11 protein-coding genes and 4 pseudogenes are annotated in these 16,292 nt (G+C 72.0%); 10 read left to right on the plus strand and 5 right to left on the minus strand.

Annotated features, from left to right (window positions below; genetic code table 11):
• Positions 1–138 precede the first annotated feature (138 nt).
• From AB0P24_RS08300 to AB0P24_RS08315, 4 genes and pseudogenes are all read left to right on the plus strand, one after another.
• Positions 139–513, plus strand: coding sequence for an ATP-binding protein (locus AB0P24_RS08300; RefSeq protein WP_365791726.1), 375 nt, complete (start codon positions 139–141; stop codon positions 511–513).
• A gap of 256 nt (positions 514–769) precedes the next feature.
• A pseudogene (locus tag AB0P24_RS08305) lies at positions 770–1,641 on the plus strand (helix-turn-helix domain-containing protein).
• Positions 1,642–1,693: 52 nt separating this feature from the next.
• A complete protein-coding gene (locus AB0P24_RS08310) occupies positions 1,694–2,305 on the plus strand; it encodes a Uma2 family endonuclease (RefSeq protein WP_365791467.1) in 612 nt (203 codons plus the stop codon).
• A gap of 137 nt (positions 2,306–2,442) precedes the next feature.
• Positions 2,443–2,970, plus strand: coding sequence for a GNAT family N-acetyltransferase (locus AB0P24_RS08315; protein ID WP_365791469.1), 528 nt, complete (start codon positions 2,443–2,445; stop codon positions 2,968–2,970).
• Positions 2,971–3,055: 85 nt separating this feature from the next.
• On the opposite strand, the pseudogene AB0P24_RS08320 reads toward AB0P24_RS08315, so the two are convergent.
• Positions 3,056–3,190, minus strand: a pseudogene (locus AB0P24_RS08320) (IS5/IS1182 family transposase); the annotation flags it as partial.
• A gap of 181 nt (positions 3,191–3,371) precedes the next feature.
• Here AB0P24_RS08320 and AB0P24_RS08325 point away from each other — a divergent pair.
• The gene (locus AB0P24_RS08325) at positions 3,372–3,728 is read left to right on the plus strand and encodes a helix-turn-helix domain-containing protein (protein WP_365791471.1); all 357 of its coding nucleotides are present in this window, start codon (positions 3,372–3,374) and stop codon (positions 3,726–3,728) included.
• 48 nt (positions 3,729–3,776) lie between these two features.
• On the opposite strand, the gene AB0P24_RS08330 is transcribed toward AB0P24_RS08325, so the two are convergent.
• Both AB0P24_RS08330 and AB0P24_RS08335 read right to left on the minus strand, forming a co-directional pair.
• Positions 3,777–4,733, minus strand: coding sequence for an NADP-dependent oxidoreductase (locus AB0P24_RS08330; protein ID WP_365791473.1), 957 nt, complete (start codon positions 4,731–4,733; stop codon positions 3,777–3,779).
• Positions 4,734–5,198: 465 nt separating this feature from the next.
• Positions 5,199–5,387: pseudogene (locus tag AB0P24_RS08335) on the minus strand (BTAD domain-containing putative transcriptional regulator); the annotation flags it as partial.
• Between AB0P24_RS08335 and AB0P24_RS08340 the strand changes: the two are divergent.
• Positions 5,378–5,608 (plus strand): annotated as a pseudogene (locus AB0P24_RS08340) (transposase); the annotation flags it as partial. The pseudogenes AB0P24_RS08335 and AB0P24_RS08340 overlap by 10 nt on opposite strands.
• Before the next feature lie 120 nt (positions 5,609–5,728).
• Here AB0P24_RS08340 and AB0P24_RS08345 read toward each other — a convergent pair.
• Positions 5,729–7,120 (minus strand): M1 family metallopeptidase, encoded by a 1,392-nt coding sequence (locus AB0P24_RS08345; protein ID WP_365791475.1) that lies wholly within the window; start codon positions 7,118–7,120, stop codon positions 5,729–5,731.
• A gap of 114 nt (positions 7,121–7,234) precedes the next feature.
• Between AB0P24_RS08345 and AB0P24_RS08350 the strand changes: the two genes are divergently transcribed.
• Entirely contained in the window at positions 7,235–7,735 is a 501-nt protein-coding gene (locus AB0P24_RS08350; protein ID WP_365791477.1) for a hypothetical protein, read from the plus strand.
• A gap of 174 nt (positions 7,736–7,909) precedes the next feature.
• On the plus strand, positions 7,910–13,111 hold the full coding sequence (locus AB0P24_RS08355; protein WP_365791479.1) for a hypothetical protein: 5,202 nt from the start codon (positions 7,910–7,912) through the stop codon (positions 13,109–13,111).
• Between the two features lie 161 nt (positions 13,112–13,272).
• Here AB0P24_RS08355 and AB0P24_RS08360 read toward each other — a convergent pair whose 3' ends face one another.
• On the minus strand, positions 13,273–13,959 hold the full coding sequence (locus AB0P24_RS08360) for a pentapeptide repeat-containing protein (protein ID WP_365791481.1): 687 nt from the start codon (positions 13,957–13,959) through the stop codon (positions 13,273–13,275).
• 182 nt (positions 13,960–14,141) lie between these two features.
• Between AB0P24_RS08360 and AB0P24_RS08365 the strand changes: the two genes are divergently transcribed.
• Together AB0P24_RS08365 and AB0P24_RS08370 are read left to right on the plus strand one after the other, a co-directional pair.
• The gene (locus tag AB0P24_RS08365; protein ID WP_365791483.1) at positions 14,142–14,798 is read left to right on the plus strand and encodes a rhomboid-like protein; all 657 of its coding nucleotides are present in this window, start codon (positions 14,142–14,144) and stop codon (positions 14,796–14,798) included.
• Between the two features lie 10 nt (positions 14,799–14,808).
• The gene (locus AB0P24_RS08370; RefSeq protein ID WP_365791485.1) at positions 14,809–16,227 is read left to right on the plus strand and encodes an FAD-dependent oxidoreductase; all 1,419 of its coding nucleotides are present in this window, start codon (positions 14,809–14,811) and stop codon (positions 16,225–16,227) included.
• The last annotated feature ends 65 nt before the right edge of the window (positions 16,228–16,292 follow it).

Genomic DNA, 16,292 nt, shown 5'->3' on the forward strand with positions numbered 1-16,292 from the left:
AACGGTCCCGACAGCCACGACAGCACCGGACAAGCACCGGACAGTCACCGTACGCAAGGGCTTCGTCACTGTTCACGGTATGCAGGCCCGGCCACTCTGAGTGACGTGAACGATGAAATCTCCACCCCCGTCCGCAACATGAGCCTGCGGTTCTCGCCCACGCCGCGTGGTGCCCGCCTGGCCCGTCTGCTGGCCGCCGAGCAACTGCGGGCATGGGGGCTGCCGTTGGATCCGGCGCGGCAGATCGTGGCCGAGCTGGCGGCGAACGCGGCGACGCACGGGCGGGTGTCGGGACGCGACTTCGGGCTCCTGCTGTACGTCGTCGGGGACACCCTGCGGATCGAGGTCACGGACACCCGCGGCGACCGCCTGCCGCAAGCCCAACCCCTCACACCTGAGGCCGAGTCGGGCCGGGGCCTGGTCCTCGTGGAGGCGCTCGCCGACAAGTGGGGGGTGGCACCTGGGCTGTCGCCGCGCAAGACGGTGTGGGCCGAGATCGGGGTGTCGCCGTAGCCCGGAAACGCGGGCTTCGGTCCCTTGGGACGTCACCACTCAAGGAACGAATCAGGGAGAAAGAACCCGACCAAACCCCACCCCTCCCGCCTGTCGCGCAGCGTCACTCCCCCGAGTGAATATGCCCAACTCGGCTGGCTTTGGGACGGGTTGCGTGCCCTACGCTCAGCGCACCAACCGCAGAAAAACTTCGGCCCTCGCCGGGACGGCAATCCCAGTGCGAGGGCCTGACCACCTAGGAAGCCGAACCTTCCCGATGGATACCAAAAACCCTAGCGCGCCCTCCTGTGCCGAGTCCCGCGTTGCCGCCAAGAAGCACCCGAACCGGGGGTCAGGCGGGGTCATCCATGACAACGCGCGCCACACCTCCCACTTCGTGGTGATCGGCAACCACCTCGCCCAGCACCCCACTCTCTCGGCGCTCGCGATCGGGCTCGGCGTGCACATCCAGTCCCTCCCCAAGGGCGCCCGGGTCGACATCAAGAGCCTGGCGGCCCGCGTCCCGGAGGGGAGGGACCGTATCGGTGCCGCCCTGCGGGAACTGGAGGCCGAGGGCTATCTGCGGCGCGAGCGGGAGCGGATCCCCGACGGGCGGATCGTCACCCGCACGGTCTCCTGCAACAGGCCGGGGCACCGGACCGCCCCGGCCGAGACCCCCTACAAGGCCACCCGACGCACCACGGCCGCCACCGACAAGCCACCTCCCCGCAAGCGCCTCCCCGCCGTACCCCAGCGCCTTCGAGCGCCTCCCCCGTCCTGCTCCACACAGCCCTCGACATCCTCGCCGGCCTCCGCCGCCGCGACCCCCGCCTTCTCCTCTCCGCCACCGACGCCGAACACCTCGCCCCGGGCGTCGCCGCCTGGCTGGAACGCGACATCGCCCCCACCGCCGTACGCCACGCCCTCACCGGGAACCTGCCGAACGAACCCCTGATCCGCCCAGCCGCCTTCCTGGCCCACCGCCTGGCCGCACAGCTTCCACCCCCACCCCCGTTCCGGCCCCCGGCCCCACCGGCCCCGCAGCCCAGACACCCGTTCCAGACCTGCGACGGCTGCGACCGCCCCTTCCGTGCCCCAGCGCCCGGCCGCTGCCGGGACTGCCGATCCGATCTCCCGGAGGAGACCTAGCATGAAAGCGACGATCCTTGCCCCTGGGCACAGACGACGAGGAGCGAGCGCCATGACCATCGCACCCGACAACGCAGGCCACAGGGACTCCCACAGGTACCGGGCCATGCGGGACTTCGTTCAGTCCATGGACGACACACTGCCGGGCAAGTTCGAAGTCACCAAAGAAGGAATCGTCCACGACATGATGTCGCCCATCGGGCCTCACGAGCTCACCGTGCTGCGCCTTCGCAAACGCCTGGAAAAGGTGATGCCGGAAGAAATCGTGGCCCACACAGGTGAGCCCGATGTCGAAGGCGAGCCCGAAGGCATCATGCGGCGCCCCGACGTGATGGTGATCGCCGAGGCCGACATGGAGACCCCAGGGACGTTCGACCCCAGGACGATCCACGCCGCCGTCGAGGTGGTCTCCCGTTCCAATCCCGACAACGACTGGATCGGCAAGATCCGCGACTACCCCCTGATCGGCATCCCGATCTACGCGATCTTCGACCCCCGCACCGGCACCGGCGCCGTCCTCACCGACATCCACCCCACCCCGGACGGCCCGCGCTACGCGACCCGCAAGGACTTCGTCTACGGCGAGGACGTCACCATCGGCGACTGGACCATCACGACCGACAACCTGCCGCTCTACGGGGACAGGACGGGCGAGCAGCACTGAGCGGGTGCGACTGCGACCGACAGCTGGCGTGAACGCAGACGCGCGCTCCAGGGAGACGATCCCGCCGCGTCCCGACGCGCTGCCCGCACGCGGCCGCCCGGCCCCGCGGTGCGAGCCCTCCGGATAGGTTGGCCGATATGATCCTCGCCGCCGTCCCCCTCACCCCCGACCACGACATCCCGGCCCCGGTCCTCTCCGAGCTCACCGCTCTGTATGCCTCCAACCGGGAGTTCCAGGCGCTGAGCGGCGACTTCCCGGACCCGGACGACATCCGGCCGGAGCAGGTGGCCGCGGAGCTGGCCGACGAGTTGGCGAATCCGGACGTGGAGGTGCTGCTGGCGCGGGCCGAAGGGCTGCTGGTCGGAGTGGTCGTCACGCTGGCGCGGCATCCGGATCCGGCCGACCCCGATCCGTGGATCGGGCTGCTGATGGTGGACGCGGGGGAGCACTGGAAGGGGTACGGGCGGCGGATCGCGGGGGAGGTCGAGCAGCGGTTCCGGGAGGCGGGCCGGGACGCCGTGCGGCTCGCCGTGCTGGAGAACAACCCGAAGGGACTCGCGTTCTGGAGCGCGCTCGGGTACGAGGTGATCGGCCGTCGTCCGGACCGGCAGCAGGGGCGCCCGTGTGCCGTGCTGCGCAAGGAACTGGGCACGGGCGCAGGGTAGAGCGCGCATCGAGTCGTGATCAAGGGACGGCCCGGGTGAGGTCTCTGATCCAGATCATCGAGGCGCGAAGGCGGCGAGCCCGCGGCCGGACCCGCACTCTCTTGAGCGCGGGGATGAACTGTGGGCTGTCCGCGGTCTGCCCCGCGGTCAGGACGAACGCCGACGGCCGGCGCTTCCGGTCGCCGGCCAGGTGGAGATTGCCGGTCTGCCCACCCGACCTGAACCGCCAGATCACGCCGGCTCGCGCGTCCCTGCCCACGCCACAGGTCTGGCGGACAACGACACGGCCCGGCCCCTCACTCTCCTCTCCCCCCGCCAGACCGTCAAAAGACCTTCCAGCAAGTCAGCAGTAGTATGTTTTTGTCAGCTGGTTCCTCAAATAGCCTTCGAGCGAGGTCCATGTGGCAGTCCTTGAGCATCTCAGCGACGAGGGGACCGTGTCCGACGTCTACTCGGAGACCTGTCCTTCGCGCGACCTGCTGAACCTCGTCACCAGTCGATGGGCGGTCCTGATCCTCGGCGCGCTGGAGCAAGGGCCGCTCCGCTTCGGCGAACTGCGTCGGCGGCTCGGCAAGATCAGCCAGAAGGTGCTCACCGAAAAGCTGCGCGACCTGGAGTCGGAAGACTTGATCACCCGGACCGTCATCGAACGGCCACTGGCGGTCGAGTACGACCTCACCGACATCGGCCGCACGGCAACTGTTCCTCTGGCCATGCTCCGCGAGTGGGCGGAAGCGCACTGCGACGCCCGGCGTTGATCAGGGGTCGGTGCGTGGGCAGTCCCGGGGGCCCCGGGACCGCATCGATCACCACGTCGTGAGGACGATCTTGCCCTGGGTGTGCCCTTCTTCGATCGCCCGATGCGCCTCGGCGGCTTGCTCCAGAGGGAAGACCCGGGAGACCGTCACCGACAGCTTGCCGCTGCCGGCCAGCTCGGCGAGCTCCGCCAGGTGCCCGGCGTCCGTGTGGACAGCTTGGTACTGCGCCCGCACACCGGCCTCGTCCGCGGCCGCCCGGGTTGCCGGGTCGACCCCGGTGAGCTCGACCAGGATTCCGCCGGGCTTCACGACCTCGACAGAACGACGTCCTACTGCGCCGCAGATGTTGTCGATGACCACGTCGACGGGGTTCGAGCGCAGTACCTCGACGAAGTCGCCGGTCCGGTAGTCGATGACTTCGTTCGCACCCAGCTTGGTCAGCCAGTCGGCCTTGCCCGCGCCGGCGGTGGCGATGACGTAGGCGCCGAGGTGCCGGGCGATCTGTACGGCGAGGTGCCCGACACCGCCGCCGGCGCCCTGGACGAGGACTCGCTGGCCCGCCTGCACCTGTGCGACGTCGACCAGCTGCTGCCACGCGGTGAGCCCGGCGAGCGGAAGAGCCGCGGCCTCCTTGTCGGACAGCACGGCGGGGATGCCGGCCAGATCGACGGCGGGCACGACGGCGTACTGCGCGTAGGCCGCCGCCTGGCCCGGGAACCTGCTCATCCCGAAGACCCGGTCACCCGTGGCCAGAACCGAGACTCCGGATCCCACGGCCTCGACGGTGCCGGCGAGATCCCAGCCCACGGTGATGGGCAGCGCTCCCATTCCGCCGGACACCCCCCTGCCCCCGCGGGTTTTGGCGTCGATCGGGTTCACTCCCGCCGCTGTCACCCGAACCAGCACCTCGTCCGGGCCGAGCGCCTGCGGTTCGGGCCGCTCCATCTCGGCCAGCTGCAGAACTTCGGGTCCACCGAAAGCCAACTGTTCGATCTTCTTCGGCATGTGAGCTCCTCATACGTCGTCGCGGACCCGGTGACCGGCCCCTTCCTCGATCATGACTTCTCCGGCACTTTTTGCAACCAGGTACTTTTTTGTAACTAGTTACCCGTGACGTCGCCGGACTGATTTCGCACTGTCGGAACCGGTCACGCCACCCGGCAAGACGGCTCGAATGACCGCCAGTCGGCGTACCGGACCGGCGGAGGTGAGCCTCCTGCCGTTGCCGACCGGGTTCGAGCTGAACCATGCCCCGTTCGCATCCGTCGTGCCCAGCCGGGGGTGGCGGGCAGCGGCCCCACCTGCTCGGTGTCGAGGGCGTTGTCCAGCACGATCAGAACGCGCCGGTCGGCCAGGACACCGCGGTAGTCCGGCGCTTCCAGTGTGAGGGCTCGTGCCGGTCCGGAGTCGTCCGTGAGGAGTCCGGCGTACAGGGCGCGCAGGGACTGGGCGGGTTCGATGCCGAGTTCGTCGACGGGGGTGCGGCGCGTGGAGTTCGATGCGCAGCCGTGTCTCCAGGGCGGCCAGCCGCCGTTCCTCCAGAAGCGTCCGCGCGGACTCGGCGTGCGGGCCGGGCAGCCCGATGAGCGGGACGCCCTGCCACAGGCAGAGTGCCTCGGGCCTATGTCCTGGCCCTGAACGGGACGGACTACTGGATATCGAACCTTCCCGCCACCACCCCGGCCGCTGACCTGGTGCGGTGGGCCAAGATGCGCTGGCGCATCGAACACGACTACCGCGAGCTCAAGCACGGCCTCGGACTCGACCACTTCGAGGGCCGCACCTGGCGCGGCCGGCACCACCATGTCACCCTCGTCACCGCCGCCCAGGCATTCCTCACCCTGCGGCGGCTCGACCCAAAAGCACACACGCCAGCCTGACCCTCTACCAGATCCTGGACGCACTCCAGAACCTGCTGAGGTGCTGGACCGGCACCTGCACCACCTGCGGCCGCCCCCTCACCACACGCAGAACCAGAGCCAGAACCTAACGAAGCACTACTAGGGCCGGGGCGGCTTTCCGTCGCCGTACAGCCAGTCCTTCCAGATCGCGGTGAAGTCCTTGCCCGGTGCCTTCTTCTCCACGTACGCGGTGAACTCGGCGGTGTCCGCGTTGCCGTGGCGGTGGGCGGCCGCCCAGCCCTGGATGATGTCGCGGAAGCTGTCGTCGCCGACCGTCTGCCGGATCTTCTGCAGAACCATCGCGCCCCGCTCGTACACCGGCCGCTCCGAGATGTACGCGGCGCTCGGCGGATCCGCGGGCGGGAAACCCCAGAGGGTCGCGTCGTCCGCGCGGGTGGCGTAGACCTTGTCGAAGGTCTGCTGGACGGTCCGCCCGCCGTGGTCCTCCTCCCACAGCCACTCGACGTAGGTGGCGAAGCCCTCGTTGAGCCACATGTCCCGCCACGTCCGCGGGGTGACGGAGTCGCCGTACCACTGGTGGGCGAGTTCGTGGACGAGGGTGTCGGTGTCCGGGGCGCCGGGGAAGACGGGCCGGTTCTGGGTCTCCAGCGCGTACCCGGCGTCCCCCGGGCGGTCGATGATCGCGCCGGTGGAGGAGAAGGGGTAGGGGCCGAGGTTGCGCCGCTCCCACTGCATGATCTCGGGGAGCTTCGCCAGTACCGCGCGGCTCGCCTTCGCCTGGGTCGGGTCGACGGCCGTGTACACCGGCAGGCCGTCGGGGAGGGTGGAGCGGCTGACCGTGTAGTGGCCCACGGCGACCGTGGCGAGGTAGCTCGCCATCGGCTCGGCGGTGTGCCAGACGTAGGTGGTCAGGCCGTTCTTCGTCGTCTCGCCGCGCGGCTCGCCGTTGGAGACGGCCTGGAGGCCTTGGGGGACAGTGATCGTGATGTCGTACGAGGCCTTGTCGGAGGGGTGGTCGTTGCCGGGGAACCAGGCCATCGAGCCGACGGGTTCGCCGAGGGCCAGCGCGCCGTCGGCGGTGCGCAGCCAGCCCTCCTTGGAGCCGTCGGGGTCGGTGAGCGTCTCCGGCCGGCCCGAGTAGCGCACGGTGGTGGTGAAGGTCTTCCCCTTTTTCAGGTCGTCGTGCGGACGGACGGTCAGCTCCTGGCCGGCGCGGTTCCAGCGGGCCTGCCTGGCCCCCACGGTGACGTCGTCGACGTCCAGGCCCTTCAGGTCCAGGTCGAAGGCGGTCAGGTCCTGGGTGGCGCGGGCGGTGATGACGGCGGTGCCGGTGAGGCGGCGGGTGCCGGGGTCGTAGGCGAGGGTCAGGCCGTAGTGGCCGACGTCGTAGCCGCCGTCGCCCGCCTTCGGGAAGTACGGGTCGCGGACGCCCGCGCCGCCCGGGGTGCCGTGGACTCCGCCGTCGCACGCGGCCAGCGCGAGGCAGAGCAGGGCTGACGGGAGCACCAGCCGGTACCGGGGAACACTCATGGTCGCTCGGGGAACACTCTCGGTCGATCGAGGAATGCTCGCGGTCGATCGGTGCACGCTCTTGGTCGATCGGGGCACGCTCGTGATCGTAGGGGGCCGTGACACCATCGGCACGTGCTCGACATCGGCTACGCCCTCTCCAACCGTTTCCCGGACCCGCCCCAGACGGACTACCGGCGTGTGGACGTCCACGCGTTGCGCCACGATCTGTTCTGCGGGGACGTCTACCTCGCGGACACGAAGGCGGACCGGGAACTGTCCACAGCCTGGGGATGGGTGCCGGTGCTCGACTTCGCGTGGGCGCTGTGCGACATCGTGGAGCGGATCGACCGCGACCCGGCGGGGTCGCGGGCCGCCCGGCCCCAGCACGCGGAACTCGACTTCACCGAGTCCACCGACCGCATGCTCTTCGAGCGCCGCTTCGGCTGGGTGGACATCGAGGCGGACTGGATGCCGGCCGAGGAGCCGCCCCTCACCTTCTCCCATGCCGAACTGCGCCGGGAGGCGCGGGACTTCCTGCACGACCTGATCGCCGACCTCACCGACATGCACGAGGAGCTGGCCGACAACCCGGCGATCTGGACGCTCCAGGCCCGCTTCCCGAGGGTGTCGTAGCCGCCCGGGCGGACGCCGTCCCGGGCGGACGCCGTCCCGGGCGGACGCCGTCCCGGGCGACTGAACGACCTTCAGGTGTACTGGAGTTGACGGGTCGCCGAGGCTGGGGTGACAAGTGAGTCGGGAGTCGGCGGAGCCGTTTCCGCAGGTCCCGGCCCCCCATACGTTGACTCCGTGCGGACGCAGCGACAGCCAGGCGACAGCGGAAAAGACGCCTCTTCCAGGGCCTCGCGGGCACCGGTCACCGCGAGTCCGGCCGGCTCCTCAAAGCCCGTCGGGCCCACGGAGAACTCGCTGCTGGCCCTCCAGGGGACCGCGGGGAACGCGGCCGCCACGCGGGCGCTGCGGGACGCGAAGGGCAAGGGTGTCGCCCGGCCGCCGGCGGTACGGAGCCGGCCGGTGGCGCCCGTGGCCCCCATCCCGGAGGAACGCACCGATCCCGGCCTCGTCCTGCCGCCCTACCTGATGGACTTCCAGGCCGCCGGGCTGTCCACGGCGTACGGGCTGACCGGGCACGAGTTCGTAAGGAACGCGGTGGCCGCCGTCGTCGGGCACGGCGAGGGCACGGTCGCCGACATCGGCGCCGAGCTCGCCGGCCGCCCCGAGTCGTTCTACGGGCAGGGCCGCGCCTTCGCGGTCAAGGGCAAGGGCGGCAAGGAGTGGTACGACGTCACCGTCACCGTCTCCCGCGCCGCCGACGACCGGCCGCCGGTCTTCCACCCCGGGGACCTGATCGCGAACACCGTGCCCGACCCGGACGGGGCGCCGCTCGCCGCGGTGGACGAGGCGGAGGGCAAGGACACCAAGGTCGACGTCCAGCACAACACCGCCACCACCGTCGCGACCACCGCGAGCGGTGGATCCAGCAAGGGCGCCGGCGGCATGGCCTTCGGGCTCGCACCCGTCGCGCCGGGGCTGTGGATGGGCGGTGCCGCACTGGCGAACGCCCAGCCCTGGCAGTCCTCGCGGGAGTCCCGCAGTCAGCGCAACGTGGCCGAGCCGCGGGTGCTGCGCAGCGAGAAGGGCTCGGTCGAGGCGCCGCGCAAGGTGCGGTACGGCGTACGGATCAAGAAGCAGGGCGCCGCGACCGCGCAGACCTTCCACGGCTCGGGCACCCTCACCCAGCGCGTCCCCACCGAGCACCTGGTCCCGGCCGGCACCCGGGCGCCCGCCGCCCCGCGGCCCGTCGGCGCGGACACCGCCCGGCAGGTCTCGCTCGCCGACTCCCTCGCCCCGGTCGCCGTCACCGACACCGCCGCCCCGCACCAGGGCGGCGGCGGGCTCTTCGACGCGGTCGCGTCCGTCCTGCACCCCTCGCTGACCGCCGCAGGGGCCCCCGGCCGCGCCCGGCTCCAGGAGGCCACGTCCACGGCGACCGTCCTGGAGGACATGCCCCGGCTGCTGCGCGACGGCGTCACCGGCGAGGACCTCGAGGCCAAGGACGGCAGCACCGTGGGCAGCTACCGCATGCACGCCGAGATCACCGGCATGTCGCCTGCCTGGGGCACCGGCGGGACCCAGCTGCGCACCCATCAGCAGACCCAGCACACCGTCACCGAGAGCGCGGGCAAGGGCCGCGCCGTCACCGGCGGCCTGGGCCCGGCCATCGGCGTCGGGGCGGCCGGCAACGCGGCCGTCCTGCGGGGTACGGCGATGCCGGTCGCGGCGGCCCGCAAGGCGCGGTTCACCGTGGCCGAGCAGACCGTGTCCAGCCGTCAGGGCGCCGAGGTGCGCGGCGACAAGGTGCTCTACCTCACGACGGTCCGGTTCACGGCGGAGGGCACGGGGCCGCGGTCGGCCGAGATGATCCTGCGTCCCGGAAGCCGGGTCGCCCGGCACTCGATGCGGGTGTGGATGAGCCTGCGCGCCGACGAGGCACGGTCCCTCGGGCTGCCGCTGCCGCCCGGCACCGAGGCCGGGGAGTTCATCGAGAAGCCGAAGCGGACCGACGAGAACGGCAACGAGGTCGACGTCGAACGGCACCTGCCCTTCGGCGCCATGGGCTCCAGCGTGACCCTCAGCCAACTCGACACCGGGCCCATGGTGCGGGCCGTGCAGGAACTGTTCGCGACCGATCCCCGGCTGGCCGGCTACCTGCCCGCCTTCGGCACGGACGCGGTGGTCTCGATCCCGAGCAAGGAGGAGGCCGCGCTCCAGCGGCGCAACCACCGCGAGCTGATGGCCGCCCTGTCGGAGACCAACCTGCGGGTCAACAAGGACCAGCTGACCTCGACCGGCATCCGGGTACGGCTGCGCCGCAAGACCACCCTGCACTCCCACGACGTCCAGATCCGCGTCCGAGGGCAGCTCCGCGAGACCGGCTACCTCGGCGACACCGACAACTGGCTGGTGCGCAGCCACTCCGGTGTCACCGCCAACGCGCAGAGCGGACGCGGCAGTTCGCGCTCGATCGGCGGTCTGGTGCTCGGACAGGCCAGGCTCGTCCCCGGCGTCCTGACCGGCTCGGCCCGCTACGAGAAGCACCGCTCGGGCACCCGCCGCAACCAGGCCGGCCCCACCACGCGCACGGACATCCTCACCAACGGCTCCGAGAAGGCGAGCACCTTCGGGGCGGCCCTGCGTCTGGACGTCGACGTCACCATGACCTCCCGGCAGCGCAAGCTGGGCCGCGCCCTCACCCCCGGCTCCCCGGGCCAGGACGCGCCCGAGGCCAGGCCGATGGCGGGCCTGCACCTGGACGAGCAGGACGTACGACTGGTCACCCCGGCCGAGTTCACCCTCGACGACGAGGGCAGGCGGCGGCAGGGCGCGGTCCGCGACGGGCGGCGGGCGCAGGCGCCGCGGCCCGAGCACGCCGTCACCGCCGAGGGCATCGGCGACCTGGCCGGCCTCGTGCCCCGGCCGTCGGTCGGGCAGCCGTTGCGGGACTGGCAGCTGGTGGAGACGGTCGGTGACGGCCAGGCCGTCCGGGACCTCGCCTTCCAGCTGCTGTCCAGGGCCGCCGCCCGCAACAAGGGCGTACGCGAGGATCCAGCGCTGCAGACGGAGGGGCTCGCGCCGCGGCTGGCGATCGAGGAGCGGTTCGGGCCGCAGGCCATCACGGCCGCGCTGCGGCAGGCCGCGTCCTCCGGGTGGGTGGTGAAGAACCTGCGCTATCCGCGTCGGCTCGCCGCGCTGAACGGGGCCGTGGGCACCCGGCTCACGCTGACCAACCCGAAGTTCGTGCACCGGGGCGCCGGTCCCGGTACGGAGACCTTCGTGCTCGGCGGCCACCAGGCGGCCGGCCAGGAGGGGCAGGGCACCACCAGCACCTGGCAGTTCGGCGCGACCGGCTCGGAGAACGGCGCAGGGTGGCGGGTGGGCCAGGGCCTGTCCGGGAGCCGCACCACGAGCGAGGGCGACGCCCGGTCGTCGGCCCTGTCCGGCACGGTCGAGCGCAACGCGCACACCCCGAAGAAGGCGCCGCTCTACCTGGTCCAGTGCGACCTGCTGGTCACCATGGTCGCCGAGGTCAAGGTCACCGGCGGCGGCCCCTACGTGGCGACGGCCGCCCGCACCCTGCCGGCCGAGGCGGCGGTCTGGCTGACGGAGGCGCAGCTTCCGGCGCCGATCCGCCGGCAACTGAAGCTCGACCCCGACCCGGGACTGATGGCGCCGCCGTCCCGGCCGGGGCAGCGGCCGGCCGAGAGCTCCGGGGCGGGCGCCGAGCGCGAGGCCCGGGAGGGGAACCGGGGAAAGACCCACGCCACGGACACACACACGGACACACACACGGACACGAACACGGCGGACAAGGCCGGGGCGTCCACGGCCGTAGCGTCGCGCACCGGCGGCCCGTCCTTCTCCCGCGCGCTGCCCCTCGGCTTCGGCATGGTCGAGAACCTGCCGAACTTCGTGCCGCTGCTGGCCCGGCTGCGCACCCGCCTCGCGGAGAGCGGGCAGCAGAGCCTCGCCGACGACCTGCTGCCCCGGCAGCAGCTGGCGGACCGCAACGACAACGTGCAACGGCTGCTGCGCGTCCTGGACCGCGACGGCAGCGCGGGACTGCTGTCCGGCGCGATGGACGGCGGGGTCACCGTCGAGCTGTTCGACGGCCGCAGGACCCCGTACTGGGCGGTGTTCAAGGTCAACCGGTTGGGCGACGGCGCGTACGACGGTACGGCGGACGACGGCCGGGACATGGAGTACATCACCGCGGCCGTCGCCCAGCAGGCCGCCTCCCACGACGAGGGCGTGACGACCGGCGTGGAGGGGATCCTGGCCGGCTCCGGCAAACCGGACGGCGGGGCCGGGCAGTTGAAGAGCACGGGCGGTGCGGCCGGCCTCGGCGTCGGCTCGGGCGCCTCGCGGCGCTCCGGCACGGCGAGCCGCGGCCAGCTCGGCATGAAGACGGTCGCGGAGGCCAAGACCGCGAAGTCGTCGCGGATGCGGGTGCCGATCGAGGCGACCCTCGAACTGCACAAGGGCGGCCGCCGGATCGCGCTGGTCTCACTGGGCCGCCAGGCGCTGACCCACCGCGTCCTGGAGAAGGACCTCGCCGCCCTCGCAAGGCTGACCGCGCCCCGCCACCAGCCGGTGGCGCCCCCTCCCGGCCCGGGGGACGGCCGCCCGGCCGCCCTCGGCACCTGGCGCTCCGCGGGTGTGCGGCTGCCGATGGAGGCGCAGGTGAACGGCTTCCAAGGGGCCCCGCAGATACGGGAGCTGGTCGGGTCGGCGGTCCGGGAGGCCGGGGGCGGTGACCGCTTCCGGACCACGGGCCAGGCCGCCGCCTACACCCTGCGGGAGGCCGTCTCCACCGAGTGGCTGATCGCGGCGCTGCCGCTGCTGACCTCGGCCGGGGCGGAGCTGCCGCCGGTGCACGCCACGGGGGTGGAGGGCCAGGACCTGCGGGCGTCCCTGCACGCACGGCTGCGGGACGGGCGGGTGCTGGGCGTCGGCGACAAGATGACCTTCGAGACGGTGGGGCAGAGCCATCTGGACGCGCCCAGGCCCACCCAGACGGACGGCCTGAGCTCCGCCGACCAGGGCCGGTCGGCGCGCGGGCTGGCGGGCGCGGGGCTGCTCAACGCCGACGAGTTCCGCCTCAACCAGCTGATGGGCAACGCCGGTGGGGCGGGCGGGGCGGCCGACGCGGCGGTGAACGCGTCCGGTTCGATGCCGCTGCACAAGCCCAAGTCGGCGTCGGTCCTGGTGCAGTTCACGCTGGACGTGCGGGTGGTGGCGAGGGTGACCAACCGCGTGCGCTCGGGCCGCACCGGCACCGCCGTACGGGAGCTGACCCTCCCCCGGCCGGTGGTGGTCCGCATGCCGGAACCGGTGGTCCGCCGCATGCTGGCCGCCCAGCGGACGAGCCTTCAGGATCCGGACGACCACCTGGGCCTGCGGAAGAAGGCCGCGCCCACACCCCCGGCCTGAGCGCCCCGGCCGGAGCGCTCCGGCCGGTTCGCGACTGCGGGCCGGCGGGGGCTGGTCGGCGCGGGCTGGTCACGCCCACGCGGCGGTCACGTCCCCACGGCGGCGGCCGCACGTCCACACGGTCCCGCGCCCCTGGTACGGGGCGCTGTCCCCGAGGTCGGTCACCCCTCCACGCGGATCCCCAGCTGCGCCGCCAGCACCGGTGCCAGGTCCAGCAGTTGGGACATGCTGATCACCGCCCCGGCCAGTCGCTCCACCCCGCTCGCGATCTCCAGCGAGGCGGCGCCCCGCAGATCGACGTCCTTCATCGTCACCCCCCTGAAGTCCGCCCCCTTCACCGTGCAGTCGACGAACTCCACCCGCTCCAGCACGGCGTCACCGAAGTCCGGTTCCACCAGGACGCAGCTCTCGAAGACCACGTCTCTGACTTTCGCGGTACGCAGGTTGAGGTAGTCGATCTTGCCGCCGCGGATCACCACGCGCTCCAGGACGGCACCGTGCAGCTGGGTACCGCCCAGCCGGGCGTCGACCAGCTCGACATCGCGCAGGGTCGCCTCGGCCAGGTCGGTGCCGACGCCTCTCGCCCCGGTGAGGACGGAGTCCAGCACGCGCGCGTGCCGCAGCCCCGTCTCGTCGAAGGCGCAGTCCGTCAGCGCGCAGTCCATGAAGCGGGCGCCCGCTCCGTCCTGACCGGCGAAGTCCGCCCCCCGGAACTCCTGCCCGTCGTAATCCCCGTCCGGCTCCAGCTCACCCCCGCCCCACGGCTCCAGGCCAGGCAACCGCACCTCCGGCCGCCGCGCACCCTTCACCTTGCCGCCACCGGCCCCACCGGCCCCTGTCCTCGCCATGCCCCCATAGTGCAGGCCCCCACTGACAATCGCCGCGACCTGCGAGGAACCGCGCTGCCCGGCCCGGCAGCGCGGTGACGAAGGCGTGGCCCGCCGCTCCGGCGCTGCGGTCGTGCCAGTTGATCAGTTCGTCCGGAATGTCAATCACTCACCCGACGTTACGGCCGTGCATGAATCGCCTCATGCGATTTTTCCGGGGACTCGGCGGCGCGGTGTGGGCGTACGTCCGCAGCGCCCCCGGTACGTACATCTGGCTGGCGATTCTCTTCGTGACCACCGTCGCGCTGCACTACATGTCGCCGGAGTTCGAGCAGCAGTTCCTGCGGCAGCGGTCCACCAACATCCGCGAGCTGTCGGGCAACCCGGTGCGGGTGCTGGTGGCCAGCGCGATGTGGATCGACGGCGGGCACTGGGTGCCGTACGCCTTCCTGTACACCGTCTTCCACGCGCCGGCGGAACGCCGGCTGGGTACGGCGCGCTGGCTGGCGGTGTGCGCGACCGCGCACGTCCTGGCCACCCTGATCAGCGAGGGCGCGCTGCTGAAGGGGATCCACGACGGCATCGCCCCGCACTCCGCCGTCAACACCCTCGACATCGGGGTGAGTTACGCGCTGGCCGGGGTGATCGCGGCGCTCGCGTACCGGATCGTGACGCCCTGGCGGTATCCGTACCTCGCGGCCGTGCTGCTCGTCTACGGGCTGCCGCTGACCGAGTCGCCCGCCTTCACCGACCTGGGACATTTCGTCGCCGCGCTGATCGGTCTCGGCTGCTATCCGCTGGTCAGGGGGCGCGGAAAAGCATGGAATCCGAAGGAGACACTGGCCGGTCTCAGGGGTTAGCGTCCAGGTCATGACCAGCTCGGCAAGCAGTTCGGCAAGCGGTGTCGTCAACGGCGGCATCTCCTTCTGGTACGCGGACGACGGCCTCCCCGCGGTGCGGGAGCCGCTCGCCGGTGACGCGTCGGCGGACGTGGTGATCGTGGGCGGCGGATACACCGGCCTGTGGACCGCGTACTACCTGAAGAAGGCCGCTCCCTTCCTCCGGGTCACCCTCCTGGAGCAGAAGTTCTGCGGCTACGGCGCCTCCGGCCGCAACGGCGGCTGGCTCTACAACGGCATCGCCGGCCGCGACCGGTACGCCGCGCTGCACGGCCGCGAGGCCGCCGTACGCCTGCAGAAGGCGATGAACGACACCGTCGACGAGGTCGTGGCGGTCGCCGCGGCCGAGGGCATCGACGCCGATCTGCACAAGGGCGGGGTGCTGGAGGTCGCCACCACCCCGGCCCAGCTGGCCCGCCTGAAGGCCTTCCACCAGCACGAGCTGTCGTACGGCGAGAAGGACCGCGAGCTGTACGGCGCCGGGGAGACCCGGGAGCGGATCCGGGTCGCCGACGCGGTGGGCGGCACCTGGACCCCGCACGGCGCCCGGCTGCACCCCGTGAAACTGGTGAAGGGGCTGGTGGCGGCGGCGGAGGCACTGGGGGTGCGGATCCACGAGTCGACCCCGGTGACCGAGATCCGGCCGGGGCACGCCGTCACCCCCTACGGCACGGTCCGGGCCCCCTACGTCCTGCGCTGCACCGAGGGCTTCACCGCGAACCTCAGGGGCCAGAAGCGGACCTGGCTGCCGATGAACTCCTCGATGATCGCCACCGAGCCGCTGACGGCGGAGCAGTGGGCGTCGGTGGGCTGGGAGGGCCGGGAGACCCTGGGCGACATGGCGCACGCGTACATGTACGCGCAGCGCACGGCCGACGGGCGGATCGCGCTCGGCGGGCGCGGCGTGCCGTACCGGTTCGGGTCGCGGACGGACAACGACGGCCGCACACAGGAGGCGACGATCGAGGCGCTGCGGGAGATCCTCGTGCGGTTCTTCCCGTCGCTGGCCGGTGTCGCGGTCGAGCACGCCTGGTCCGGGGTGCTCGGGGTGCCGCGGGACTGGTGCGCGACCGTCACCCTGGACCGTGCGACGGGGCTCGGCTGGGCGGGCGGCTACGTCGGCTCCGGGGTCGCCACCACCAACCTCGCGGCCCGGACCCTCCGGGACCTCGTGCAACTCGACTCCGGGCAGGCCGGGCGCACCGACCTGACCGAACTCCCCTGGGTCGACCACAAGGTCCGCAAGTGGGAGCCGGAGCCGCTGCGCTGGCTCGGCGTCCAGGGCATGTACGCCACCTACCGCGCCGCCGACCAGCGCGAGCGCCGCCACCCGAGCACCGCCTCCTCCCGGCTGGCCCGAATCGCGGACCGGGTGGCCGGGCGGCACTGAGGCCACCCCCCGCGCGGGCGCCCCCGGAAACTCGTTGAGGCTGTGTCACACCTGTGTGCGACCAT

Origin of the sequence: Streptomyces sp. NPDC086519 (assembly GCF_040686075.1) — a bacterium.
GTDB classification, from domain to species: domain Bacteria; phylum Actinomycetota; class Actinomycetes; order Streptomycetales; family Streptomycetaceae; genus Streptomyces; species Streptomyces shenzhenensis.